General features: G+C 69.4%; 26 protein-coding genes and 1 pseudogene. 18 read left to right on the top strand and 9 right to left on the bottom strand.

What is annotated here, in order from left to right:
- Nucleotides 1-137 precede the first annotated feature (137 nt).
- The 5 genes and pseudogenes from E1298_RS25315 to E1298_RS25300 all read left to right on the top strand — a co-directional run bounded on the left by E1298_RS25315 (nucleotide 138) and on the right by E1298_RS25300 (nucleotide 2,745).
- Complete coding sequence (locus tag E1298_RS25315; RefSeq protein WP_131897438.1) at nucleotides 138-587, top strand: carboxymuconolactone decarboxylase family protein; 450 nt, start codon at nucleotides 138-140, stop codon at nucleotides 585-587.
- Nucleotides 588-593: 6 nt separating this feature from the next.
- Nucleotides 594-1,388, top strand: coding sequence for an aminoglycoside adenylyltransferase family protein (locus tag E1298_RS25310; protein ID WP_131897436.1), 795 nt, complete (start codon nucleotides 594-596; stop codon nucleotides 1,386-1,388).
- 8 nt (nucleotides 1,389-1,396) lie between these two features.
- A pseudogene (locus E1298_RS48375) lies at nucleotides 1,397-1,534 on the top strand (IS5/IS1182 family transposase); the annotation flags it as partial.
- A 133-nt stretch (nucleotides 1,535-1,667) separates the two neighbouring features.
- A complete protein-coding gene (locus E1298_RS25305) occupies nucleotides 1,668-2,273 on the top strand; it encodes a DUF6221 family protein (protein WP_131897434.1) in 606 nt (201 codons plus the stop codon).
- Nucleotides 2,274-2,481: 208 nt separating this feature from the next.
- On the top strand, nucleotides 2,482-2,745 hold the full coding sequence (locus E1298_RS25300) for a hypothetical protein (RefSeq protein ID WP_207944824.1): 264 nt from the start codon (nucleotides 2,482-2,484) through the stop codon (nucleotides 2,743-2,745).
- A gap of 64 nt (nucleotides 2,746-2,809) precedes the next feature.
- Here E1298_RS25300 and E1298_RS25295 read toward each other — a convergent pair whose 3' ends face one another.
- Genes E1298_RS25295 through E1298_RS25280 form a run of 4 tightly spaced genes read right to left on the bottom strand, consistent with a single transcriptional unit; the run spans nucleotide 2,810 to nucleotide 4,236 of the window.
- Nucleotides 2,810-3,007 (bottom strand): DUF397 domain-containing protein, encoded by a 198-nt coding sequence (locus E1298_RS25295; RefSeq protein WP_341770647.1) that lies wholly within the window; start codon nucleotides 3,005-3,007, stop codon nucleotides 2,810-2,812.
- A gap of 28 nt (nucleotides 3,008-3,035) precedes the next feature.
- A complete protein-coding gene (locus E1298_RS25290) occupies nucleotides 3,036-3,221 on the bottom strand; it encodes a DUF397 domain-containing protein (RefSeq protein ID WP_131897446.1) in 186 nt (61 codons plus the stop codon).
- Nucleotides 3,222-3,265: 44 nt separating this feature from the next.
- Entirely contained in the window at nucleotides 3,266-3,451 is a 186-nt protein-coding gene (locus E1298_RS25285) for a DUF397 domain-containing protein (protein ID WP_131897432.1), read from the bottom strand.
- Nucleotides 3,442-4,236, bottom strand: coding sequence for a helix-turn-helix domain-containing protein (locus E1298_RS25280; RefSeq protein WP_131897430.1), 795 nt, complete (start codon nucleotides 4,234-4,236; stop codon nucleotides 3,442-3,444). Before E1298_RS25280 ends, E1298_RS25285 begins: the two co-directional genes overlap by 10 nt.
- A gap of 200 nt (nucleotides 4,237-4,436) precedes the next feature.
- Between E1298_RS25280 and E1298_RS25275 the strand changes: the two genes are divergently transcribed.
- The 6 genes from E1298_RS25275 (at nucleotide 4,437) to E1298_RS25250 (ending at nucleotide 9,901) form a co-directional block, all read left to right on the top strand.
- Nucleotides 4,437-4,835: an ATP-binding protein gene (locus tag E1298_RS25275; RefSeq protein ID WP_131897428.1), complete on the top strand. Its 399-nt coding sequence runs from the start codon at nucleotides 4,437-4,439 to the stop codon at nucleotides 4,833-4,835.
- On the top strand, nucleotides 4,823-5,185 hold the full coding sequence (locus tag E1298_RS25270) for a hypothetical protein (protein WP_131897426.1): 363 nt from the start codon (nucleotides 4,823-4,825) through the stop codon (nucleotides 5,183-5,185). The genes E1298_RS25275 and E1298_RS25270 overlap by 13 nt, the downstream gene beginning before the upstream one ends.
- 187 nt (nucleotides 5,186-5,372) lie before the next feature.
- Nucleotides 5,373-6,524 (top strand): methyltransferase domain-containing protein, encoded by a 1,152-nt coding sequence (locus E1298_RS25265; protein WP_243725790.1) that lies wholly within the window; start codon nucleotides 5,373-5,375, stop codon nucleotides 6,522-6,524.
- Between the two features lie 425 nt (nucleotides 6,525-6,949).
- Nucleotides 6,950-7,516 (top strand): YciI family protein, encoded by a 567-nt coding sequence (locus E1298_RS25260; protein ID WP_207944823.1) that lies wholly within the window; start codon nucleotides 6,950-6,952, stop codon nucleotides 7,514-7,516.
- Nucleotides 7,517-8,236 carry a thiazole synthase gene (locus E1298_RS25255; RefSeq protein ID WP_131897424.1) on the top strand — a complete coding sequence of 240 codons (720 nt, stop codon included), beginning with the start codon at nucleotides 7,517-7,519 and terminating at the stop codon, nucleotides 8,234-8,236.
- A 561-nt stretch (nucleotides 8,237-8,797) separates the two neighbouring features.
- The gene (locus E1298_RS25250; protein WP_131897422.1) at nucleotides 8,798-9,901 is read left to right on the top strand and encodes a hypothetical protein; all 1,104 of its coding nucleotides are present in this window, start codon (nucleotides 8,798-8,800) and stop codon (nucleotides 9,899-9,901) included.
- A 43-nt stretch (nucleotides 9,902-9,944) separates the two neighbouring features.
- Here the strand turns inward: E1298_RS25250 and E1298_RS25245 are convergent, their stop codons facing one another.
- A complete protein-coding gene (locus tag E1298_RS25245) occupies nucleotides 9,945-11,330 on the bottom strand; it encodes an MFS transporter (RefSeq protein ID WP_131897420.1) in 1,386 nt (461 codons plus the stop codon).
- 117 nt (nucleotides 11,331-11,447) lie between these two features.
- On the opposite strand from E1298_RS25245, the gene E1298_RS25240 reads away from it, so the two are divergent.
- Nucleotides 11,448-12,446 (top strand): Lrp/AsnC family transcriptional regulator, encoded by a 999-nt coding sequence (locus E1298_RS25240; RefSeq protein ID WP_131897418.1) that lies wholly within the window; start codon nucleotides 11,448-11,450, stop codon nucleotides 12,444-12,446.
- On the opposite strand, the gene pcrA is transcribed toward E1298_RS25240, so the two are convergent.
- The gene (gene pcrA, locus E1298_RS25235; RefSeq protein ID WP_207944821.1) at nucleotides 12,403-14,664 is read right to left on the bottom strand and encodes a DNA helicase PcrA; all 2,262 of its coding nucleotides are present in this window, start codon (nucleotides 14,662-14,664) and stop codon (nucleotides 12,403-12,405) included. The two genes, E1298_RS25240 and pcrA, sit on opposite strands and share 44 nt — an antisense overlap.
- Nucleotides 14,665-15,028: 364 nt before the next feature.
- On the opposite strand from pcrA, the gene E1298_RS25230 reads away from it, so the two are divergent.
- On the top strand, nucleotides 15,029-16,447 hold the full coding sequence (locus tag E1298_RS25230; protein ID WP_131897416.1) for a gluzincin family metallopeptidase: 1,419 nt from the start codon (nucleotides 15,029-15,031) through the stop codon (nucleotides 16,445-16,447).
- A gap of 103 nt (nucleotides 16,448-16,550) precedes the next feature.
- The gene (locus E1298_RS25225) at nucleotides 16,551-16,898 is read left to right on the top strand and encodes a protealysin inhibitor emfourin (RefSeq protein ID WP_131897414.1); all 348 of its coding nucleotides are present in this window, start codon (nucleotides 16,551-16,553) and stop codon (nucleotides 16,896-16,898) included.
- A 28-nt stretch (nucleotides 16,899-16,926) separates the two neighbouring features.
- Here E1298_RS25225 and dhaM read toward each other — a convergent pair whose 3' ends face one another.
- Genes dhaM through dhaK form a run of 3 tightly spaced genes read right to left on the bottom strand, consistent with a single transcriptional unit; the run spans nucleotide 16,927 to nucleotide 19,000 of the window.
- Nucleotides 16,927-17,310 carry a dihydroxyacetone kinase phosphoryl donor subunit DhaM gene (dhaM, locus tag E1298_RS25220; protein WP_131897412.1) on the bottom strand — a complete coding sequence of 128 codons (384 nt, stop codon included), beginning with the start codon at nucleotides 17,308-17,310 and terminating at the stop codon, nucleotides 16,927-16,929.
- Complete coding sequence (gene dhaL, locus E1298_RS25215; RefSeq protein WP_131897410.1) at nucleotides 17,292-18,008, bottom strand: dihydroxyacetone kinase subunit DhaL; 717 nt, start codon at nucleotides 18,006-18,008, stop codon at nucleotides 17,292-17,294. Before dhaL ends, dhaM begins: the two co-directional genes overlap by 19 nt.
- A complete protein-coding gene (gene dhaK, locus E1298_RS25210) occupies nucleotides 18,005-19,000 on the bottom strand; it encodes a dihydroxyacetone kinase subunit DhaK (protein ID WP_131897408.1) in 996 nt (331 codons plus the stop codon). Before dhaK ends, dhaL begins: the two co-directional genes overlap by 4 nt.
- A gap of 170 nt (nucleotides 19,001-19,170) precedes the next feature.
- On the opposite strand from dhaK, the gene E1298_RS25205 reads away from it, so the two are divergent.
- From E1298_RS25205 to E1298_RS25190, 4 genes are all read left to right on the top strand, one after another.
- Entirely contained in the window at nucleotides 19,171-19,854 is a 684-nt protein-coding gene (locus E1298_RS25205; protein ID WP_243725791.1) for a PIG-L deacetylase family protein, read from the top strand.
- 167 nt (nucleotides 19,855-20,021) lie between these two features.
- Nucleotides 20,022-20,480 carry an SRPBCC family protein gene (locus E1298_RS25200; RefSeq protein WP_131897404.1) on the top strand — a complete coding sequence of 153 codons (459 nt, stop codon included), beginning with the start codon at nucleotides 20,022-20,024 and terminating at the stop codon, nucleotides 20,478-20,480.
- 282 nt (nucleotides 20,481-20,762) lie between these two features.
- The gene (locus E1298_RS25195) at nucleotides 20,763-21,731 is read left to right on the top strand and encodes a serine hydrolase (RefSeq protein ID WP_131897402.1); all 969 of its coding nucleotides are present in this window, start codon (nucleotides 20,763-20,765) and stop codon (nucleotides 21,729-21,731) included.
- A gap of 27 nt (nucleotides 21,732-21,758) precedes the next feature.
- Nucleotides 21,759-22,682, top strand: coding sequence for a TIGR03564 family F420-dependent LLM class oxidoreductase (locus E1298_RS25190; RefSeq protein WP_131897400.1), 924 nt, complete (start codon nucleotides 21,759-21,761; stop codon nucleotides 22,680-22,682).
- Nucleotides 22,683-22,712: the final 30 nt, after the last annotated feature.

The raw sequence follows: 22,712 nt of genomic DNA, 5'->3' as shown, positions 1-22,712 counted from the left end.
CTCCCAATGAACCTCCTCGCCCGCCGCCCCACCCCCTGACCTCAAGGCGTCGGGCTGGGACGTCACAAAACATCCGCGGGCCGTGTCATATCAGCGACCCCCTGGCACAAGGCCGGCGGATGAAGGAGATGACAACGATGGAACCTCGCATGAAGCACCCGGTCAGGGTCGTCCCGGACGCGTACAAGGCGCTGGCGGCACTGAGCGCGGCCGTGGAGCAGGCCGGTGTGGGCAAGCAGCTGTCCGAACTGGTGAACCTGCGCGTCAGCCAGATCAACGGCTGCACGGTGTGCTGCCACATGCACGCCCGTGACCTGCGCAAGATGGGCGACTCCGACGAGCGGATCGACACGGTGGCCGCCTGGCGGGAATCACCGTGGTTCACCGACGCCGAACGCGCCGCCCTGGCGCTGGCCGAGTGCGCCACACGCCTGGCCGACCGCCCGGACCCGGTGCCCGACGACGTCTGGGACGAGGCCACCCGGCACTTCGACGAGAAGACCCTGTCCGGCCTGCTGCTGTCGATCTCGGCGATCAACGTATGGAACCGGCTGAACGCCGCCGTACGCCAGGTCCCCGAAAGCTAAACGCGGATGCGCTCTCCTGGTCCGATCGCCGACACTGGCCGAGTGGATCAGATTCAGGAGGTCGTGGGGCTGGTCGGCGACGTTCTGGGCTCCAAGGTCATCGGCGGCTACCTCCACGGATCCGCGGTGTTCGGCGGCCTGAAACCGGCCAGCGACCTGGACGTCCTCGTCGTCTCCCGGCGAAGCCTGGACGATCAGGAACGAAGGGCGCTCCTCGAAGGACTGTTCAACCTCTCCGGTTTCACGGGCGGGCTTCGACCGGTCGAACTCACCGTTGTCGTCCAGTCCGAAGTCCGCCCGTGGCGGTTCCCACCCACCGTCGACTTCCAGTACGGCGAGTGGCTACGCGACGAACTCAAGGCCAGCGGCCCCCCGCAGCCGGAACCCATGCCCGACCTGGCCTTGCTGATCACGATGGTTTTGGCCTGCGACCATTCCCTAACCGGCCCACCACCGGCGCAGGTCCTCGCCCCGGTCCCGCACGCGGACCTGATCCGGGCGAGCATGGCCGGCATCCCCGCCCTGCTCGACGACCTGGACGATGACACCCGCAACGTCGTGCTGACCCTAGCCCGCATCTGGGCCACGCTCGCCACCGGCGAAATCAAATCGAAAGACGCCGCCGCCGACTGGGCCCTGACCCGCCTCCCACCAGAACATCGTCCCGTCCTGGAACATGCGAAGAACCTATACCTCGCCTCCCGCTATTCCGAAGAGACCTGGAGCGACAACCTAAAGGCCCAGATACGCCCCCACGTGGACAAGCTCCTAACCGAAATCAAACGGCTACCGCACCGCTAGCGCGGGTGCCAGGCAACCACAACGATCGCACCGTGTTCCGCGACTCGGGCGCCGACCGATTCTGCCACGGCGCCAACGTGATGGCCGACGGCGGCTATCAAGGAAAATCGCAGGTCATCATGCCTCACCGGCGCCCCCGCGACGGCGTCTACCACGCCACCCGCGGCATCGCCCTCATGCGGAACCTGGCCATGGCCAGCTGATGCCTCCAAACCTCCTGCCCCGCGCGGCCGCCTCCTCGTACCGTTCTTGCCAAGCCCTGCATGACTGGAGCGTCCATTGACCGTCATCGCGACGTTTCTCGACCGCCAACTGGCTGCGGATGCTAAGTACGGCGGGCGGATGGACCTGGATGAGTGTCCACCGCTGCCTCCGGCGCTCGATCGGCATCTGCGTTCCTGCGCCCGGCATTCGGCCGCCCAGCCTCACGCCAACCAGGAGATCCGGGCCCGCTGCACCCAACGCCCCGAGTTCCTTCGGCTGCTGGCGTACGTGTACGCCGGAATGCCCGGCTACCGGCCCTTCTGGCAGCCGATCTTCACCGAGAACGGTGTCCCCTCTGATCCGGTCGCCGACCTCCTGCTGGAGCGGTGGCGCGGCGAGGAACGCCTGGCTCGCGAGGCCATCGAGGAAGCGGGCTTGGACTTCGACTGGCGGGAAGTGGACCGCCAAGATGGCCAGGGCCTGGTCATCGACGGGGTCGGCCGCCCTCTCTGGGAGACCGCCGTCTATCCCCAGGACGGCTACACGATCTCCCGCTACGGACCAGGCCGTGTTCTCCGCGAGCTGGCGGCCCGGCGCGAGATGCTGGCGAGTCTCGACCTCTCTGCCAAGGCTGACCAGACCATCCTCCGCCTCCTCGCCGAGCCATATGCAGGATGGTGACCAGAAGGCGCGAGGCCGATCGAGCTGGGGACGGTGGTGACACAGGCGTTAAGGAGTTCGCTTTGTGGCATTGCTTCCGCCGTTGCGTGAGGCACAAGGGGCCTGAAACCCGGCCACCGACCGACTGGCCGACAACCGCGCCCTCCGCCAGCGCTTCCCAGTCATTGCGGGACAGCCTTTAGTCCACAACGAAGGAACCGGAACGAACGTGTCAGACAAAAGTCGGCCCTACGCGATCAAGTTGACAGAAGACCAGGCACTGGTCCTGTCAGACTGGCTGGACCGCGTCATGCATCGCAAAGAGTTCTCAAACCTGGTCGATGACCGCGCGGTCTGGTCGCCCCTGCTGGCAATCAGTGGAACCCTGGAGACCACACTTCCGCAGATCTTCGACTCCTCGTATGGCGAACAGCTCGATGCAGCCCGCACTCGACTGATCGCCGAACTCGGCGAGTTCGGTGAGCGCCACTAGCGCCACGACGACGCCCACTGCGAAGGAAAGGTGCTTCGCCCTTCCCTGCGCTGATCCAGTACGACTAAAGTTTCCTGATGGTTTCAGCGAAACCCTGGAATTCTCTGCGACTAACAACAATCATGGGGCCGTCGGGGTCCTTGCTGTCACGAAGCGCCACAGCGCTCGGAACGCTAGCGACCTCGACACAGTTGTCGCCCTCTACCGTGCTGCGCGAAGCCTTGCGCCAAACCGCCTGACTCAGGTCCATCTCTTCTTGCACGCCCAACCTCCTTAGGAAGGGGTTTTGGCTAGGCTCTCTTGATGACCTTGATAACGCGCTGAAAGTCTTCGCGTTCAAGGACGAGCCTGGGCCCCTCCGGATCCTTGCTGTCACGGACGACGACTACATCCAGGATAGCTGCCACCTCAATACATGCGTCTCCATCATCATGGCTTCGGGACGCCTTCCGCCATACCGGAACCGTAAAGTTCACCTTCACTCACCGCTCCTCTCGGCATGTGGTGGGAAGATCTGCACCTAGATGTTCTTGAGGACGTCAGCGAAGCTCTCGAAGTCGCTGCGGCTCATGATGAGCATGGGGCCGTTGGGGTCCTTGCTGTCACGAAGCGCCACACCGCTCGAAACGCTAGCGACCTCGACACAGTTGTCACCCGACTCGTTGCTCCGAGAAGCCTTGCGCCACGCCACCTTACTCAAATCCATCTCTCTTCAATCACCTTTCTTATCAACGCTCTCGTGTCCCTAACGTTGAGCGCTTCGGCTTGCAACGTTGCCATAGTCTCATTGACCAGCGCCACGTGCGCCGGATCAGTCGAGGTCTCGCCCCCGTAGGCTTTAGCTGTGTAGACCACCTGCCGCTGGTCCGGAAGAGTTGCGATCGCGAAAGTTGCCCAGACGTTTCGAACGTAGCGAATCGGCGCTATTTGAAGATTGATCTTCTCTCTATCAGATAGCTCCAAAAGGGATTCGAGTTGCGCTTTCATGACCGCTTTACCGCCAACCTCTCGATAAAGAACAGTCTCGTCCATGACAGCTGTGACCGTGGGCGCAGGCGTACGGCACAAAATCTCTTGTCGGCGCATCCTGTTCTTGATCGCATCGCTATCGTTCAGAAGAACGCGAGCATAGGCTTCGCTCTGGAAAAGTCCATAGACCACCCTGTCCTCATAGGCGCGGAGCATAATCGCCGATTGTTCAGCTCTTGGAAAGTTGGCAAAGAATTCGGGATACTTGTCGGACTTGATCGATTCTAGTAGCTCATCCCATGCTTGGACGATAGTTGTACCGGACTTGAGCCCTCGATCGAGCCTGAGGGCGAAGTCTCGGCGACAGCGTGTCCGGCCGGACTCGACCTGCGTGATGTAGCTACGGGTTACGTTGACCAGGTCAGCGAGCTGTTGCTGGTTGAGACCGGATGCCTTCCGGAGTCGCCTGACTTCCGCGCCGAAGCTGAGGAACTCGGGCTTGATCCTTTTCGGCATGGACATGACGTCTCCTGAAGATGGTTAGCAGCACGGTAGTGATGGTTAGCGTTTCGACAGTGCTCCGTCGGTACCCAGATACTGTAAGTGCTTCTGTGGCTGGATGGTGGTCGTTCGACAACACAGAGTGACTTTGGACGAGATCTCCCTGCTGGGACGAGGATCCGTCCGAGGTCGACCGCCGTCCACGCTGGAGGGGTCTACCGATGCCGGCAGCAGCTCTCGCGCCCGAGGTGCCGACTCTCGTACTCGCGCCGTCCGACCAGGCGCCCGATCATGCCCGCCGCTTCCTCGCGGAGCGGTTCCGCGAGCTGGGGGTCGCCAACGACTACGTCGGCCGGATCGTGGTTACCGAGTTGGTTACCAACGCCTACAAACACGTCGGCGTCGGGCACATCGTCGTCCGTGTGCTGGCCGACGAGCGCGACGGCCTCGTCCTCATCGAGGTCTGGGACGAGGGGGCGGAGCCGCCCGTGATCCAGCCCGAGGACCTCGGCGCCACGAGCGGGCGCGGCCTGTCGCTGATGGTGCAGCTCGTCCATGACTGGGGCGTTCGGCCGCTGAACGAGGAAGGGAAGATCGTGTGGGCTCGATGCGCTCGCTGAACGTGGAACGGTACGTCCTGCGGTGGCGCACCCGCCGGGGCCGCACTACCGCGATCTACCACCTGGACCTGCTCGCCGTCGCGCTCCAGCCGAAGGGCTACCGATACGTCGAGCTCTATCGCGCCGAGGAGTTCCCGGCTGGTCCGCCGCTGCTGTGGGTCTTCGCCTTCAGCCGGGACGAGCACGTCAAAGTCGCGGTGACCGTCCATGCCACGTCCGGCGGAGCGTGGGGCTACTACGAGGCCGGGCGGGGCAGGCGCGGCTACCTGTCCCCCTGCGGCGATGCCAAGACGGCCGCCGACCAGGTGGACGGAATCCTCAAGCGCCGCATGTTCCCTTCCACCTGGTAGCCCGCATCTTTGTCAGAGCAACTCCGGTCGTGACCCCGTTCTATTGGGTACCGTCACCTCGATGCCCCCCAACGAAAGGGTCCCCCGCTATGGGCAAGCATGGTGACAAAAGCGAAGGTGACGCCCACCAGCCGGGAAAACCTATTCCACCGCCAGAAAAGGATGAGAAAGGCAAGGAAAAGGGCAAGTGACCCAAGTGCCAGCCGGGCCGGACGCGGCGGCGCGGGTCGATGCGCTCGCTGATGAGCTTCGGGCGCAGGGCCATCTTTCGGACCCGCGGATCCGTGACGCGTTGCATGCCGTGCCCCGGCACATGTTCGCTCCAGACCGCGGTTGGTGCGCGCCCGACGGCCCTGGTCCGCGCCGGACCATCGACCGCGTCGCAGATCCTGGGGTCTGGTGGGATGCCGTCTACAGCGACGCCTCCATCGTCACGCAAGCCGCCGACGGTGCCGCCGACCCTGCCGCCGGGGTCGCCGAGGCGACATCCTCCCTGTCGGCGCCGGGCGCCGTGGTGGCGTTCCTGGAGCTGCTCGACGTCCGGCCCGGCGACCATGTCCTGGAGATCGGGACGGGCACCGGGTGGACCGCGGCCCTGTTGACGGCGCTCGGCGCCGACGTCACCACCGTCGAGATCGATCCGGCGGTCGCGGCGGGCGCCGAAGAGGCGCTGACCGTGGCGGGGTTCGAAGTGCGGGTCCTGGTCGGTGATGGATCCTACGGCGTGCCGGGGAGCGGGGTTTTCGACAGCGTGCACGTCACCTGCGGTGTCACACGAATCCCTTACGCCTGGGTCCAGCAGACCCGGCCCGGCGGCCGCATCGTCGCACCGTGGATGCCCGAGTTCGGCGAGGGCCACAAAGTGCTGCTGACCGTTACTGACGACGGCCGGGCGATCGGCCGGCTGATGGGCACCGCGAACTTCATGATGCTCCGCGCCCAGCGCGGCGCTCTCCGGGTTCCCGATGACATGGCAGGCGCGACCGAGACCACCACCCGCTTGGACCCCCGCCGCGTCGTCAGCGACGACTACGGGGCCGACGCCGCCATCACCGGGACGTTGCCGGACGTCATGGCGGCGTCGGAGTCCGGCGTACGACGGTTCGAACTGGTGCTGGCGGACGTGGCGGGCACATCCTGGGCGCGTGTCCGCCGTACGGGCGGCGCTGAGCATCGGGTATTGCAGGCCGGTCCCCGGCGGCTGTGGGAGGAGGTCGCCGACGCCTACCTGCGGTGGGTGGGCTGGGGACGACCTGAACGATCACGGTTCGGGATGGCCCTCGGCTCGGACGGTCAGGTGATCTGGCGCGACGATCCGTCCAACGTCATCACTCCCTAGAACGATGCCCGTCTCGTGGGACGGACGCGGGCCAGCGTGGCGGTGAAGAAACGGGACCGTGAAGAGGCCGTTGCCCGTCCCCGCCCGGGCCGGCGCCGGGAGGAGGGGCCAGGGGTAGGTGCCGGGGCTGGACGAGTGGTAGCCGGCGATGGCGGCGAGCGGGCATCCGCCAGATTGTGAATCTCGTTCCGACTCGGCCGTTCTTGCGCTCAGGCAAACGCGAAACTCCGATCACCGCGAACTCTATCTACAGAGCAACCATCTAGTGCCAAGACACCTGCGAGCTGGCACTTTATTGGAACGATCAATTGCTTTTTGATCTTTGATTATCCAGCCCCGGACAGATCTTCTTTCTGTCAGTTTAAAGGGTCTCGCCAAGGGAAGATTCAGCCTGACCGGCTACACGATATCCATTCAAGGGGGATATGGTGTTCATTCTGCTGAACACTTATAGTGCGCCACTGGAGCGAATCGACGAACTCATTCCCGAGCATCGCGCCTGGGTCAAGGGCCATTTCGCGGCCGGAAGGTTCCTGTTCGGTGGACGCAGGATTCCCCGCACGGGCGGTTTCGTCGTCGCCGCCGGTGACGACGTCGATGAGATGGACCGCCTGCTGGCGGAGGATCCGCTCGTGCGGCATCAGGTAGTGGAGTGGACGCCGATCCACGTCGAAGCACAGTTCACCAACTCCGACGAGCTGCGCCGCCTCCTTACGCGACACGGCGCTCCCACCGAGACCGTCACCGCGCCAGAACCTCCGGCGGAGTATCCCGCCGCGGACGCTTCGCCGACGACCGTCCATTTCGTCGACCAGGCCATCACCATAGAGGCGGGAATCACTCTGGCCGAACTGGCCGACCGCTTCGGCCTGCCCTGGGAAGAAAGCTCACTGGAAGTGGACCGAAGGGTCGTCCCTCGGGAAGAATGGTCGGCTCAGCGGGTACCCGTCGGCGCTCAGGTCACCGTCGTCAAACTCGCGCCGGGGGGTTGAATGGCTGACCGATGGAGCCTGGGCGAAGTCGACTTCGACTCAAGGCTCATTCTCGCCATGCCAGAGGACGTCGCTCTGGACTCCCTTCCACCGATCCTCGATTCCTGCGGCACCAAGCTGGTGACGGTTCGAACCGATCAGATGTCGCTGAACGATGAGAACCTCGTCGCGCGGATCTTCCGTCGAGAAGGCGTGCACATCCTCCCCAACACCGAGGGCGCCGAAGACGCCGCGGCGGCCGTCCGAGCGGCGCAGCACGGCGCGGAACTCTGCGGACGGCGCTGGGTCAAGCTCATCATCAGCGATGACTCCACGTACCACGTGCCGCGGCCCGACCACATCCTCGCCGCCAGCCGCGAGCTCGTCGGCATGGGCTTCACGGTGGCGCCGCTGATAGCCGACGACCCCGGCCTGGCCCGGGCTCTCCAGGACCTCGGCTGTGCTGCGATCATGCCGCAGGGCTCGCCGGTCGGCTCCGGGCAGGGCATCGCCAACCCGCTGAAGTTCCAGATCATGATCGATCGGCTGACGGTGCCGGTCGTGGCCGCCGCGGGTATCGGCAGCGCGGGTGACGCCTTCGAAGCCATGCAACTTGGTTGCGCCGCGGTCGCCTCGGCCAAGGTCGTCTTCGGTGCGGCAGACAAGCCCCGGGCCGCCAATGCCTTGGCCCAAGCCGTACAAGCCGGACGCGCGGCCTATCTGGCCCGCGAGGCCGCCTAGACCAGGCCGTGCAGGCCGGACCGGGTTGGCGGAACCTGTACCTGGTCAACGGTGGGCGCCGGAAGATTGGCTTGAGTTCGGCGTGGACGGGCTGCGCTCGGGTGGCTGCTGAGCAGGACGAACCCGACCGCTTTGCCGGGCTCGTGCAATGATCACCAGCGTCTAGTCCAGGACGTCGGCAGCGCAGCCCGGTGGCGCTCCGGTCGATCGCTCCCGTCCACGCTCAGCGCGTGAGGAACATCGTCTGCCACGGGATAGTCGTACGAGCTCACTCTCCGCTTGCACCCTTTATCGAGCAGATACCGGATCGCGTCCACGATGTCGCGGCACCGGTGCTTCTCCGGCCATCCGACGGCGTGCCGAGGAACGGGTTTTCGACGGCGTGCATGTCACCTGTGGCGTCACACGGCGTCAGCGCCCGGACGCCGTCGGAGCACGGCGCAGGACGGTTTGACTGGTGCTGGCGGACGTGGGAGGAACTCCCTAGCGGGACCGGTCCCGCCGGGTATTTGGTGATATGGGCTGTCGTCGTGGGTGTCGCAGGGCGGCGGGAGGAACGCGGTGTCAGGGCCGAATCCGGGTGAAAGTACGGACGCCGACGAAGCCCTGGTCACCGATGGGCAGGTGCCGGAGCAAGAGGCCCGTCTGGAGCGAGCCGAGCAAGTGCAGGTCGCTGCTCAGCAAGCCCAACTGATGGCCTTGCGGGTCATCTTCATGCTGTTGAACGTCGTCCACCTTCTCGATCAGCAGGACGAGGCGTCCGGCGACCGGCGCGGCGCGGACCGGACACGTCGGGAACTGGCCGAGGCGCGTTTGAGCCAGGCGCGGAGCGCCCGTGACGAGGCCGAGAAGCTGATGGTGCAGGGGCATGCCCAGGCCGAGCAGGCGCGCCGGTTACTGAACCGGCCGGGGCAAGCGCGGGTACCAGCGGACGAGCCGCCGCCGATCGCCGGGGCGTTGACCACCGAGGAATGCGACGAGTACCTGGAGCAGTCCCGCGACTTGCTGGCGCAGATCTGGGACGCCTTGGATCGGGCCCGTGACCATTTGGAGGTGGATCCGGCCGATGACCGTCCGGCCATGGAGACCGACCAGGAGCAGCATTCGGATGACACCCCCGAGGGCACGGAGCCCAATGCAGAGGCGAAGTCTTCCGAGTCGGTCACGGGATGCGTGGTCGGGGCACTGGTCGTCATGACGTTTCTCGGCCTCATCATTTTCGCCATTGTCAACCAGACCGCCAATGGCGAGACCAAGACCATGGCTCCGAGCTGGACGTCCGACGGAACCCGGCCGATTCAGATCCCGGCGCCCAAGAAGAGGCGGAATCAGGGGAAGAGCACGGCGCTGGCCTACCGGCTGACGGCATGGCAGACGTTCAGGACTACCTTCGCCATCCCCCCGATGGAGCAGGTTTGGCTGGTCGGCGGGGCCCGGTTCTTCACCGGGTTTCTCGACTTCCGACCAGATGGAGACTGCGCCGCCGGCAGCGGGCTCACCTGGACGATCGGCTCCGCCAACGGTCGGCTCGCCCTCGGCAAGGTGAAGACCTTCGAGTACCTGAAAGTCCATAATCCGTTCACCCTGTCCGCCTATCTGGACGCTCCGGCACCGTGCGGTGGGTCCCTGCGCCTTTCCTATCCCCGCATCAGCAACTATGGGTAATCCGACGGACCTCCGTCAAAGGTGTGCTTGGCCGGCAACAGATTCAGCGGCGCATCAGGGCTGCGGTGACGGTTCCGGCCGTTAGGAGGGCTATGGCTATCCAGAAGGCCGTTTGGGCGGCGGATAGTGCTCCGGCGTCGGGGAGGATGTGAAAGAAGGTGGTGCCGAGGACGGCGATGCCCAGGGTTCCGCCGAACTGCTGGACGGCGTTGAGGAGGCCCGCGGCGGAGCCCGTTTCGTGGGGGCGGACGCGGGTCAGTGCGGCGGTGAAGAATGGGACTGTGAAGAGGCCGTTGCCCGTCCCGGCCACGGCAAGCGCTGGGAGGAGGGGCCAGGGGTAGGTGCCGGGGCCGGACGAGTGGTAGACGGCGATGGCGGCGAGGAGCCCGGCGAGCAGGCATCCGAGGCCGGCGAACATGACGCGCGAGCCGTAGCGCGGGACGAGGGACGTTCCGGCGAACCAGGACGAGAGAGCCAGGGCGCAGGACCAGGGCAGCAGGGTCAGGCCCGCGCTCAGCACGCCTCGTCCGAGACCGAGTTGGACTTGCAGGACGATGACCACCATCAGCCCGTTCATCGCGGCGAAGAACAGGGTGGAGGTCGCGAGGGCCGCCGGGAAGCCGCGGTCGCGGAACAGGCTCGGCTCGATCAGCGGGCTGAGGCCCCGGCGCGCCGCGTGGCGCTGGTGCAGCACGAACAGGATCAGGACGGCGGCTCCGCCGGTCATCAGCGTCCAGGGGAGCGGACCCGCCGTGTCGCCCTGGATGAGCGGGTAGACGATCAGGCCCGTGCCGAGAATCGCCAGGACGGTGCCGATCGGGTCCATCCGCGGCGGCTGTGGTGCTTTGTCCTCCCGCAGCATCGGGACGGTCCCGAGCACGATGAGCGCCAGGGGCACGTTGACCAGGAACGCCGCCCGCCACGACACGGTATGGGTGAGGACGGCGCCGAGCACGGGGCCGCAGACCGCCGACAGGCCCATGACCGGCCCGATGGTGCCCAGCGCCTTCGCCATCTCCGGCCCGTCGAACATCGCGCGGATCAGGCCGATGGTCTGCGGGATGATCAGCGCGGCGGCGGCGCCCTGGACGGCCCGCGCCGCGATCAGCGTGCCCGCGCCCGGGGCGAGGGCACAGAGCAGCGACGCCAGGGCGAAGGCGGTGACGCCGACGACGAAGACGCGTTTGCGCCCGGCCATGTCGCCGAGCCGGCCGCCCGTGATCAGCAGGACGGCGAACGGCAGCGTGTAGGCGGCGCTGAACCACTGGATGCCGGACTCGGGGCCGCCGAGGTCCCGGTGGATGACCGGCGCCGCGACCTGCACGATCGTGGCGTCCAGGAGGTTCATCGCCTCCGCTGCAAGCAGCGTGGACAGCGCCGCCCAGCGCCACCGGTACGTCTTCGTCCGAACGTCTTCGTGCACCCGCATGGCAACCCCTTTCCGGCTGGATGACCTAGCCTGGGTGGTAGGGGCGGGGTGCTTCCATTCGGCGGACGAACGCTGAGGTTATCTTCCATAAACAGCCCGGCAGTGAGGATTACGGCCATGCTGGACGACCTGGACCGCGGTGTCATCCACGCGCTCCACATCGACGGGCGCGCCCCGTTCAGCCGGATCGCCGAGGTCCTGGACGTGTCGACGCAGACGGTGGCCCGGCGGTACCGGCGGCTGCGCGCCGAGGCCGGGCTGCGCGTCGTCGGGCTCCTGAACCGGCACGGCGGGGAGGAGACGCAGTGGGTGGTCCGGCTGATGTGCAGCCCGTCCACCACGCAGGCCCTCGCCCACTCGCTCGCGCGCCGGCCCGACACCTCATGGGTGAAGCTGACGTCCGGGGGCACGGAGGTCTTCGCGATCGTCCACATGCCGGACGACGCGGAGCCGGCGCACACGATGCTCCTGCGCGACATCCCGCGCCGGAGCGGCATCGTCTCGGTGTCCGCGCACGCCCTGCTGCACACCTATCTCGGCGGACCCACCACGTGGCGCGGCATCACCCGGGCCCTCGACGCGCGGCAGCGGGAGCGGCTCAGGCCGTCCTTCGACACCGCGGACGACCGGCCGCCGTCTCCCGCCGACCAGGGCCTCCTCGACGTCCTCGGGCAGGACGGCCGCGCCGGGCTCGCCGACCTCGCCGCGGCGACCGGCTGGTCGCAGGCCACCGCCGCGCGCCGCCTCGCCGCCCTCCGCGCTCATGGGACGATCTTCTTCGACGTGGAGGTCGACTCCCGGCTCCTGGGCGCCCGGACGCAGGCCCTGCTGTGGATGTCGGTCGTCCCGGCGCATCTCGACCGCGTCGCCACGGCCATGGCCGGGCACGAGGAGTTGGCCGTCGTCGCCGCGACGACCGGCCCCACCAACCTGATCGCGCAGGCCCTCTGCGCCGGGCACGCCGACCTGCACCGCTACCTGACGCGGCGGCTCGGCGCCCTGGAGGGCATCCGCTCCCTCGAAACCGCCCCGGTGCTGCGCACCCTGAAACGCTCCGGCGCGCTCGACCCCGTCAGAGCTTCTCTACGGGGGCGTAGCGGAGGACCAGCCGCTTGACGCCGTACTCGCCGCCGAAGTCGACGCTGGCGGCGGCCTTCTCGCCCGCGCCGTCGACGGTGACGACCGTGCCGAGGCCGAAGGAGTCGTGGGTGACCTTGTCGCCCGGCGACAGGGCCGGGACCGCGCGGTTGCCCGGCGAGCGGACGCCGGGCCGGGCCGCCATCCGCGACAACGCCGGGGTCGAGGTGGAGGACGCCTCGCGCTCCCAGTCGACGAGCGTCTTCGGGACCTCGCCGAGGAAGCGGGACGGCGGGTTGACCTGGGGGGCGCCCCAGGAGCTGCGCATCGTGGCGCGGGAGAGGTAGAGGCGCTGCCGGGCGCGGGTGATGCCCACGTAGGCGAGGCGGCGCTCCTCCTCCAGCTCCTTGGGGTTGCTCATGGCGCGCAGGTGCGGGAAGACGCCGTCCTCCATGCCGGTGAGGAAGACGACGGGGAACTCCAGCCCCTTGGCGGTGTGCAGCGTCATCAGGGTGACGACACCGTGCTCGGTCTCGGCGGGCTGCTCGCCCGGCGGGACGGGAGCGCTCTTGGCGCCGCCGGGGATGGAGTCGGCGTCGGCGACCAGGGCGACCTGTTCGAGGAAGTCGGCCAGGCGGCCCTCGGCGGACTCGCCGTCCAGGCGCTCCTCGAACTCGCGGGCGACGGCTTCGAGCTCCTGGAGGTTCTCGACGCGGGTCTCGTCCTGCGGGTCTTTGGAGGACTGGAGCTCGGCCAGGTAGCCGCTCTTGAGCAGGATCTGGTCGACCAGCTCGGCCGGGGTGCTGGACTCGGCCGCCGCGCGCAGCTCGTCGAGCAGGGCGACGAACTCGCGGACGGCGTTGCTGGAGCGGGTCGCCATGCCCGGGACGTCCTCGGGACGGCGCAGGGCCTGCCAGAACGAGACGCGCTCGCGGGACGCGTGCGCCTCGACGCACGCCTCGGCGCGGTCGCCGATGCCGCGCTTGGGGACGTTCAGGATGCGGCGCAGGGAGACGGTGTCCTCGGGGTTGGCGAGGACGCGCAGGTAGGCGAGGAGGTCGCGGATCTCCTTGCGCTCGTAGAAGCGGACGCCGCCGACGACCTTGTAGGGCAGGCCGACGCGGATGAACACCTCCTCGAACACACGGGACTGGGCGTTGGTGCGGTAGAAGATCGCGACGTCGCCGGGCCGGGCGTCGCCGGCGTCGGTGAGCTTGTCGACCTCGTGGGCGACGAACGCGGCCTCGTCGTGCTCGTTGTCGGCCACATAGCCGGTGATCTTGTGGCCCTCGCCCTGGTCGGACCAGAGCTTCTTGGGCTTGCGGTCGGCGTTGCGCTCGATGACCGCGTTGGCCGCCGACAGGATCGTCTGGGTGGAGCGGTAGTTCTGCTCCAGCAGGATCGTGGTGGCCTCGGGGTAGTCGCGCTCGAACTCCAGGATGTTGCGGATCGTCGCACCGCGGAACGCGTAGATCGACTGGTCGGCGTCACCGACGACGCACAGCTCCGCCGCGCCGACCTCTTCCACGGGGGCGGTCAGCTCCCTGACCAGCTCGTACTGCGCGTGGTTGGTGTCCTGGTACTCGTCGACCAGGACGTGCCGGAAGCGGCGCCGGTAGTGCTCGGCGGCCTCCGGGAACACCTGCAGCAGGTTGACCGTCATCATGATCAGGTCGTCGAAGTCCATGGCGCCGGCCTGCTGGAGGCGGGCCTGGTACATCTGGTACGCCTCGGCGAGCGTCTGCTCCATGTGCGTGGACGCGCGGTTCTTGAACGTCTCGTAGTCGATCAGCTCGTTCTTCAGGTTCGAGATCTGCGCGCTGAACGACTTCGGCGGATACCGCTTCGGATCGAGGTCGAGCTCGCGGCAGACCAGGGCCATGAGGCGGTTCGCGTCGGCCTGGTCGTAGATCGAGAAGCTCGTCGGGAAGCCCAGGCGCTTCGCCTCGCGGCGCAGGATGCGGACGCAGGCGGAGTGGAACGTCATCACCCACATGGCGCGCGAGCGCGGGCCGACGAGGGCGTCGACGCGCTCCTTCATCTCCGCGGCGGCCTTGTTGGTGAACGTGATCGCCAGGATCTGGCCGGGGTGCACATCGCGCTCGCCGAGCAGGTGGGCGATGCGGTGGGTGAGCACGCGGGTCTTGCCCGAACCGGCGCCCGCGACGATCAGCAGGGGGCCGCCGGAGTGGACGACGGCGGCGCGCTGCTGCGGGTTCAGGCCATCGAGCAAGGGGTGAGCTTCGGTCTTCGACATCACGTGCGAGTGTACGGCGCGCGGCGGACGTTTTCGGCGTCCTCGGCGGTACCTGCGGGTTGCCGGGGTGCTCCGCAAGGCCACCAGTCCGGATGAGGACAAACGCCGCTACTCAAGGCTTTTCTGGGTTGACTCGACCTTGTGATGGGCGGAGCGTGAACCGCGCAGGGCGACGCGCACGACGGCCCGTCGGCCCCCATCTGGATCGATCACCTGGGGAAACGCACATCCACGGTGCTCCCGCGCGCCCGCCCGCGACAGCGCCGGGCCAGCATAGGCCCACGCAAAGTGACGGAAGGTGGGATCGTCGATGATCCGCCAGGAGGACGTCCAGGTTCAGCGACAGGACCGTACAGCACGGGAGATGGAAGTTCCCGAGTCGCGCACCGAGCAGATGGCGCCGCAGCTGCGCATCGAAGGGGCGGTCATGGCCGCCCGCCGTCCGGTCGAGCGCGCGGTGCCGATGCCGGCGCCGCAGGTCACCGGCCACCGCTTCCTCATCTACAAGCAGGACCCGTCGGTCACCGCACTCGGGGTCCGGCTGGTCTTCGTCCCGACGGTCGTCCTGAACGGCCCGATGGACGCGCGCATCAGGACGGAGCTGTCCGGCACCGCCCCAGTCGCGCGCAACGCCAACGGCGACTTCATCTTCACCGCGAACTCGCCGCAGTTCGACTGCGCGCACACGTTCGCCGTCGTCCGGGAGACCCTGACGATGTACGAGCGGCACAACGGCGGGAACCCGATCCCGTTCGCCTGGAACGTCGGCGGCAACACCGACCGGATCTCGGTGTTCCCGCGCGCGGCGACCGGCGCCAACGCCTTCTACAGCCGGACGGCGAAGGCGCTGAAGTTCCTGTTCTTCACGTCGCAGGGACAGCCGGCGTCCAGCACGGTCTTCACGTGCCGTTCGCTCGACATCGTCTCCCACGAGATGGGGCACGCGGTACTGGACGGGCTCAAGCCCGGCTGGCTCGCGGCGGGCAACCCGCCGCAGACCGGCGGCCTGCACGAGTCGTTCGGCGACCTGTCGGCGATCTTCCTCGCCCTGGCGCAGCCCGACCAGGCCGAGGCGCTGGTGGCCCTCACCAAGGCCAACCTGCATGACAAGTCGTTCCTGCCCGCCCTCGCCGAGGAGTTCGGCGCGGCGCTCGGCATGCCCGGCAGCCTGCGCAACGCCGACAACGACCTCAAGCTGAGCCAGGTCGGCAACGAGGTGCACGCGATCTCCCAGGTGTTCACCGGGGCGGTCTACGACGTGCTGGCCGACGTGTACGCGTTCGAGCTGGCCCGCCAGCGCCGTACGAAGGACCCGACGGTCATCCTGATCGAGGTCGCGGCCCACCTGTGCAAGCTGCTGTTCGACGCGATGGTGGCGTCCCCGGCGACGGCCGCGAAGTACGTGGACGTGGCCAACAAGATGCTGCAGATCTCGGCGAGCCGCGGTGACCCCGCGATCTACCGGACGTTCATCCGCAACCGGTTCGCGGTCCGCGAGGTCACCACGGCGGCGACCCCGCTGCGCGACATGATGAGCGGGCTGATGAGGATGACCGAGGCCGACTACACCGGGGACGGGCGCGACGTCACCGAGGTCGAGGTGCACGACGAGCACTCGGCGAGCCTGCGGGCCGAGCAGGACAGGTCGCGCTGCTGCGGCACGATGCAGATGCCGGAGTACCAGGTCATCGACGCCGAGAGGCTGGCCAAGCGCGGCGCCCTCGACGACGATGACATCCTCCGTCCCGAGCTCGAAGAGCTGAGCCGGGCCTTCAACAAGTAGGAGCCGCGGAAACCGGTGCCGGTCTCCCGGTCGTCGTGTCCGGCAGCGGGCACGACGACCGGGAGGGCGGGCGGCGGGCGGCCCGCCGGAAAGGTGGCGCGGCATGCGGGTGAAGGTGGAGAGCACCGGCGGGTTCACGGGCCGGGAGGTGGTGGTCGCGCTCTACGACACCGCCGAGCTGCCCGCAGGCCCGGCCGCCCGGATCAGGGACGCGGTGGACGATCTGGCGGCGGCGCACGCCCGCGGCGACACGGGCGAGGTGGGCGCCGACCTCCCGTCCTACCGCATCACGGTGGACGCGGGCGACGACGCGGTGGATGCGGGCACTGCGGGCGGCAGAGAAGGCGCGGCGGCCGCCGGTCCCCGCGTCTACGAGGTGCGGGGCGACCCGTCCGCCGACGTGGAGTCCCCTCTGGCCACGCTGCTCACCGGCCCCGGCTCCCCCACCTGAGTCAACCGAACGGCGAGGGGCGGGGCGGTCAGGTCTTGCGGAGGTCGCGGGCCTGCTCGGCGGCGGCGAGGACGGTGGCGAGGTCGGCGCCGGTGGCGGCCATCGAGGCGGCGGCGACCGCGCCCTCCACGAGCGGCGCGTCAGCGAGGACCGTGTCGGTGCCCTCGGCGTCCTCGATGTACATCCGGGCGGTGAGGACGGAGCTGCCGAGGTCGGCGAGCAGCAGCACGCCGTCCCCGCCGTCCGCCGCGGCGACGGCGCGTTCCACAAGGTCGATGCTCGTGCCGAGGCCGCCGTCCGCGTCGCCTCCGGCGGGCTCGACCACGGCCTTGCCGACGCCCAGGGCGCGGGCCAGCTCGACGGCGCCCTCGGCGAGCGTGCGGCTGTGCGAGATCACGACGATTCCGACCATGCGCCCTCCCCCTTCCCGGCGGCGTCGGCCAGGGCCCGCAGGATGAGCGCGGTGGACGAGGCGCCCGGATCCATGTGGTCGACACTGCGCGGGCCAAGATAGCTGGCCCGGCCCTTGCGTGCCTGGAGGGGCACCGTCGCTTCGGCTCCCCGCGCGGCACCGTCGGCGGCGGCGCGCGCGCAGGCCGCGAGGTCTGCGTTTCCGGCGAGCGCCTCTTCGTATGCGGCGACGGCCGGGATCAGCGCGTCCACCATGGTCTTGTCGCCCTCGGCGGCCTGCCCCAGTTCCTGGACGCCCTCCAGCGCGGCCCGCAGCGCGGCGCCGAGACCGGCGGCGTCCACGGTGGTGGCCGCGTCGAGCGCCTTGCCCGCGCGGCGCAGCGCCGTCCCGTAGAGGGGGCCGGACGCGCCGCCCGTCTTCGACACGATCGCGCGGCCCGCCGCGATGAGCACCTTGCCGGGCGCCGCGTCCCCGGGCAGCGCGTCGACGGCCTCGACGGCCGCGCTGAAGCCGCGGTCGAGGTTGAGGCCGTGGTCGCCGTCGCCGATGGCCGCGTCCAGCCGGGTGAGGCGCTCGGCGTCGGCCGAGACGAGCCGCGCCGCGTGCCGGATCCAGCCGGCGAGATCGGCCCCGCCCAGCCCGGCGGCGCCCGTCCCGGCCCCGTCCCGCTCGGCCCCGTCCCGCTCGGCGGGACTCATCGGCCCCACCTCAGCGCCGGGGTCTCGACGGGCGCGTCCCAGAGCCGGGTCAGCCGCGGCGTCAGCCGGCACACGCTGATCATGCAGCCGGCCATCTCCAGGCTCGTCACGTACCCGCCGACCAGGGGCCGGACGACCGTCGCACCGTGCGCGGTCAGCCATTCGGCCGCCGCCGCGTACGCGACGTACTGCTCGATGAGCGGCGTGCCGCCCATCCCGTTCACCAGGACCAGCAGCTCGGCGCCGTCCACGGGCATGTCGGCGTGGATCGCGCTGAGCGCGGCGTCGACGATCTCGGAGGCGGTGCCCGCCTTGACGCGCTCGCGGCCCGGCTCGCCGTGGATGCCGATGCCCAGCTCCATCTCGCCTTCGGCCAGCTCGAACGTGGGGGTGCCCGCGGCGGGCACCGTGCACGGCGACAGCGCGACACCGAACGAGCGGCTGCGCTCGTTCACCTCGCGGGCCAGGGCCTCGACCTCGGCGAGGGCGGCGCCCTCCTCGGCGAGCGCCCCGGCGATCTTCTCCACGAACAGGGTGGCGCCGGTGCCGCGGCGGCCCGCGGTGTAGGTGCTGTCCTGGACGGCGACGTCGTCGTCCACGACGACGGTGGCGACCTCGATGTCCTCGTCCTCGGCCAGCTCGGCCGCCATCCGGAAGTTCAGGACGTCGCCGGTGTAGTTCTTCACGATGTGCAGGACGCCCGCGCCGCCGTTCACCGCCATCGTCGCCGCGATGATCTGGTCCGGGACCGGCGAGGTGAACACCTCCCCGGCGCACGCCGCGTCCAGCATCCCGGGACCGACGAACCCCGCGTGCAGCGGCTCGTGGCCGGAGCCGCCGCCCGACACCAGGGCGACCTTCCCGCGGCGCGGCGCGTCCGCGCGCACGACCGTTCCGCTCCCCGGATCGACCCGCAGCGATGAGTGGGCCGCGGCGAGGCCGCGCAGGGCGTCGGAGACGACGTCCGCCGGGGCGTTGATGAGTTTGCGCATGTCTCAGCTCTACCCCGGCGCGGCGCCGCGTCCCAGGCCCAATCGGCGGTCGCTCCCCGGCGGCCGCGATTTCTTGATCACAGGGCATGCCGGTCGCGGGTCCGGCACTTATGGTTGAAACCGTGACCAACGTTCTGGACGACAGTGAGGTGCGGCGGGTCCTCGCCGTGATGGCGCATCCCGACGACGTCGACTTCGGCGCGGCCGGGACGGTGGCGGGCTGGACCGACCGGGGCATCGAGGTGGTCTACCTCATGGTCACCGACGGCGACGCGGGCGGCTTCGACGACGGGATCACGCGGGCGGAGATGGCCGCGCTGCGCCGCGAGGAGCAGCGCGCCGCGGCCAAGTGCGCCGGGGTGGGCGACGTCCGCTTCCTCGGCTACTCCGACGGCCGGGTCGAGGCGACGCTGGAGCTGCGCCGCGACATCTCGCGGGTCATCCGGCAGGTGCGGCCCGACCGGGTGGTGATGCCGAGCCCGGAGCGCAACTACGAGCGGATCTACCCGAGCCACCCCGACCATCGCGCGGTCGGGTCGGCGGCGCTGGACGCGGTCTACCCCGACGCGCGCAACCCGTACGCGTTCCCCGAACTGCTGGCCGAGGAGGGCCTCGGCGCCTGGACGGTCCGCGAGGTGTGGATCAGCGGCGGGCCGTCCACGAACCACTCCGTCGACATCACCGACCGGTTCGACCGGAAGCTGAACGCGCTGCGGGCCCACGCCAGCCAGACCGGCCACATGGGCGACGAGCTGCCGGAGATGCTGCGCGGCTGGCTGTCGGGCAACGCGGCGGCGGCCGGGCTCCCCGAGGGCCGTCTCGCCGAGGCGTTCCTGGTCGTCGAGACGGCCTGACGCACCGGGAGGACACCCCCACGCACCCGCAGATTGTCACGCTCCAAATTCTCGTCGTCACCCGCCGTGATCCGCCTCGATTCGGGCATGTACCCCAGGTCAGACGCGCGCGGCGGCCGCCTCGCGAGGGGACGCGCCGGCGCGGGCGACCGGACCGGGGAGCCGTCATGCCGCACGAGATCGAGGCCACCGCCACCTGCTACGCCGCACCCGAGGTGATCTTCAAGCACCTGTGCGTCGCGGAGGCGTGGGGCGAATGGGGCGCCTTCCTGGCCCGGGCCAGGCGGGAGCGCGCGGGCGACGACCACCCGAACGGGATCGGGGCCGTCCGCACCATCCCGCCCTGGCGCGAGCAGGTCGTCGTCTATGACCCGCCACGGCACTACGGGTACGTCGTGCTGGCCGGGCCGACGCCGCGCCGGTTCCGCGCCGACGTCACCTTGGAGCCGCACGGCACCGACACGCTGATCCGGTGGCGCGGGATGTTCGACGGCCGGGTCCCGGGCACCGGGCCGCTCACGCGGGCCGTGCTGCGGCGGCGCCTCGGCGCCTACGCCCGCCGGGTGGCCTGGCACTCCGAGCGCTGCGAGCCCGGCTGCCCGGCGCGCCTCCCTCTCGTCCTCTAGGACGCTCCCTTAGGGATCTACGTTCTGTTACTCGCTGCCCAGGCACGCATCTGGACGCCGCTCACGACGAACAAGACCCATAAGAAGCACCCTGAGCCCATAACCCCGTAAGCCCGCTTTTCACCACGTCATCCCTTCCCTGGCCCGCAATCCGGTAATGGACGACAAAGAGTCCGTACGGGCGGAACGGCAACAGGTGATCATTTGGGTGGACCCGGGTAGGGCCGCCACTGATCATGGCGGCCCCGGGGGACGGCCGCCGTCGCGCGAATCGGGGGATCGATGCGACGCCACCTCACCGTGCTCGTCCTCGCGGCGAGCGCCACGGCCGCCTCGGGGGCGGGGCTGACGGCCCACTGGATCGTCTCGGCCGAGCCGGACGCCAAGAAGGGCGTGCAGGCGGGGGCCACCGAGCCGATCGGCGACGGGCGCGCGGCGGGACGTGCGGGCGGCGCCGGGCGTGCGGGCGGCGCCGAGGGCGACGGGCGCGCGGGGGGCGCGGGGCCTGGGGCCGCCGTGCCGCGGCGCCCGCTCGACACCGCGCGGCTGCGGCAGTCCGTCCGCGGCTACCTCGCGACGCGGCCGGGCAAGGCGGGCGTGATGGCGACCGACCTGCGCACCGGACGGACGTTCGGGGACAACGAGGGGGGCCGGTTCGTCACCGCCAGCATCATGAAGGTCGACATCCTGACCGGCCTGCTGCTCCAGCGGCAGAAGGGCGGCCGGGGCCTGTCCGCCGACGAGCGGGACCTGGCTGGGCAGATGATCCGGGAGAGCGACAACTCCGCGGCCGACTCCCTGTACGCCAAGTCGGGGCACGGCTCCGGCATCGGACGGACGAACCGGACCCTCGGCCTGAGGCAGACCACTCCGTTCTCGCCGTCCTGGGGCTCCTCCCTGACCAGCCCGTCCGACCAGGTGCGCCTGCTCGGCGCGCTTGTCTCGCCCACGAGCCCGCTTGGCGTGTCCGGCCGGCAGTACGTGCTGAGCCTCATGGGGTCGGTCCTGCGCGAGCAGTCCTGGGGCATCAGCGCGGCGGCGCGGCCGGGCGAGCGGGTGGCGCTGAAGAACGGGTGGACGCCCGTCCATCACCAGGGCCATGGCTGGACGGTCAACAGCGTCGGCCGCATCACCGGGCCCGGCCACGACTTCCTCGTCGCCGTGTGCAGCGGCAGCAGCCCGACCATGAAATCCGGCGTTGACACCGTCGAGCATGTGGCAGATCTCGTGGTCAGCGCGATGCGGCAATAAATACGTTTCCCTCCGAGTTACCGCGTCATGACCATTGGAATAGCGCTTCAACCCTCCCCGTCCGGAAATGCCGTGGACGACACCGTGGCGGCCGCCAAGGAGGCCGCGGCGGTCGGCGTGCGGTCGCTCTGGTTCGGCCAGCGATTCGACTACGACTCGATCGGCCTGGCCGGGCTCGTGGGCCGCGAAGTACCGGAGCTGACCGTCGGGACGTCCGCCGTGCCGATCTTCGCCCGGCATCCGATCCTTGTCGCGAGCCAGGCGCAGACGACGCAGGCCGCGACCCATGGCCGGTACAGGCTGGGCCTCGCGCTCGGCGCCAAGGCGTTCGTCGAGCCCGTGTTCGGGGTGCCCTACGAGCGGCCGATCGCGCGGCTGGCCGAGTTCCTCACCGCCCTGCGGTCGCTGGTCGACACCGGGACGGCCGACTTCCGCGGCGAGCTCCTGACCGCCGCGCCGCCGATGCCCACCGCCGTCGCGGGCGCGGAGGCCGCCCTGCCGCTGCTGGTCGCCGCGATGGGGCCGCAGGCGCTGCGCGTCACCGGCGAGCTCGCGGACGGCACGCTGCCGTTCCTCGCCGGGCCGCGGACGCTCGGCGAGCACATCGTCCCGGCCATCACCAGGGCCGCCGAGCGGGCCGGGCGCCCGGCCCCGCGCGTCGTCGCGTTCCTCGCCGGCGTGGTGACCGGCGACGTGGAGGCGGCCCGCGAGACCGCCGCGGCGCAGGTCGCGTTCTACGACCAGGTGCCGTCCTACCAGCGGGTGATCGGGCTTGAAGGCGCGTCCAAGGCGGCGGACCTGGTGGTCGTCGGCGACGAGAAGGCGGTGTCGGCCGAGATCCGGCGGTACTTCGACGCGGGCGCCACCGAGGTCGTCGTCACCCAGACCGGCCTCGCGGGCCCCGCCGACCAGGCCCGGACGTGGCGCCTCCTGGGCGACCTCGCCGGCTGACCCTTCCGGCCCCTTCGCCCCGCCCCGCAC

The organism is Actinomadura rubrisoli, from assembly GCF_004349215.1.
Lineage (GTDB): Bacteria > Actinomycetota > Actinomycetes > Streptosporangiales > Streptosporangiaceae > Spirillospora > Spirillospora rubrisoli.
This window is presented reverse-complemented; position numbering and strand designations above follow the sequence as displayed.

What these genes read in the sequence shown, in the direction of transcription:
- E1298_RS25255 (WP_131897424.1), top strand. Translation starts at nt 7,517, where the DNA reads ATGGCTGACCGATGGAGCCTGGGCGAAGTCGACTTCGACTCAAGGCTC.
- E1298_RS25285 (WP_131897432.1), bottom strand. Translation starts at nt 3,451, where the DNA reads ATGGATTTGAGTAAGGTGGCGTGGCGCAAGGCTTCTCGGAGCAACGAG.
- E1298_RS25275 (WP_131897428.1), top strand. Translation starts at nt 4,437, where the DNA reads ATGCCGGCAGCAGCTCTCGCGCCCGAGGTGCCGACTCTCGTACTCGCG.
- dhaK (WP_131897408.1), bottom strand. Translation starts at nt 19,000, where the DNA reads ATGCGCAAACTCATCAACGCCCCGGCGGACGTCGTCTCCGACGCCCTG.
- dhaM (WP_131897412.1), bottom strand. Translation starts at nt 17,310, where the DNA reads ATGGTCGGAATCGTCGTGATCTCGCACAGCCGCACGCTCGCCGAGGGC.
- E1298_RS25260 (WP_207944823.1), top strand. Translation starts at nt 6,950, where the DNA reads ATGGTGTTCATTCTGCTGAACACTTATAGTGCGCCACTGGAGCGAATC.
- dhaL (WP_131897410.1), bottom strand. Translation starts at nt 18,008, where the DNA reads ATGAGTCCCGCCGAGCGGGACGGGGCCGAGCGGGACGGGGCCGGGACG.
- E1298_RS25225 (WP_131897414.1), top strand. Translation starts at nt 16,551, where the DNA reads ATGCGGGTGAAGGTGGAGAGCACCGGCGGGTTCACGGGCCGGGAGGTG.
- pcrA (WP_207944821.1), bottom strand. Translation starts at nt 14,664, where the DNA reads ATGTCGAAGACCGAAGCTCACCCCTTGCTCGATGGCCTGAACCCGCAG.
- E1298_RS25280 (WP_131897430.1), bottom strand. Translation starts at nt 4,236, where the DNA reads ATGTCCATGCCGAAAAGGATCAAGCCCGAGTTCCTCAGCTTCGGCGCG.
- E1298_RS25200 (WP_131897404.1), top strand. Translation starts at nt 20,022, where the DNA reads ATGCCGCACGAGATCGAGGCCACCGCCACCTGCTACGCCGCACCCGAG.
- E1298_RS25230 (WP_131897416.1), top strand. Translation starts at nt 15,029, where the DNA reads ATGGAAGTTCCCGAGTCGCGCACCGAGCAGATGGCGCCGCAGCTGCGC.
- E1298_RS25205 (WP_243725791.1), top strand. Translation starts at nt 19,171, where the DNA reads ATGGCGCATCCCGACGACGTCGACTTCGGCGCGGCCGGGACGGTGGCG.
- E1298_RS25195 (WP_131897402.1), top strand. Translation starts at nt 20,763, where the DNA reads ATGCGACGCCACCTCACCGTGCTCGTCCTCGCGGCGAGCGCCACGGCC.
- E1298_RS25190 (WP_131897400.1), top strand. Translation starts at nt 21,759, where the DNA reads ATGACCATTGGAATAGCGCTTCAACCCTCCCCGTCCGGAAATGCCGTG.
- E1298_RS25315 (WP_131897438.1), top strand. Translation starts at nt 138, where the DNA reads ATGGAACCTCGCATGAAGCACCCGGTCAGGGTCGTCCCGGACGCGTAC.
- E1298_RS25245 (WP_131897420.1), bottom strand. Translation starts at nt 11,330, where the DNA reads ATGCGGGTGCACGAAGACGTTCGGACGAAGACGTACCGGTGGCGCTGG.
- E1298_RS25270 (WP_131897426.1), top strand. Translation starts at nt 4,823, where the DNA reads ATGCGCTCGCTGAACGTGGAACGGTACGTCCTGCGGTGGCGCACCCGC.
- E1298_RS25240 (WP_131897418.1), top strand. Translation starts at nt 11,448, where the DNA reads ATGCTGGACGACCTGGACCGCGGTGTCATCCACGCGCTCCACATCGAC.
- E1298_RS25310 (WP_131897436.1), top strand. Translation starts at nt 594, where the DNA reads ATGCGCTCTCCTGGTCCGATCGCCGACACTGGCCGAGTGGATCAGATT.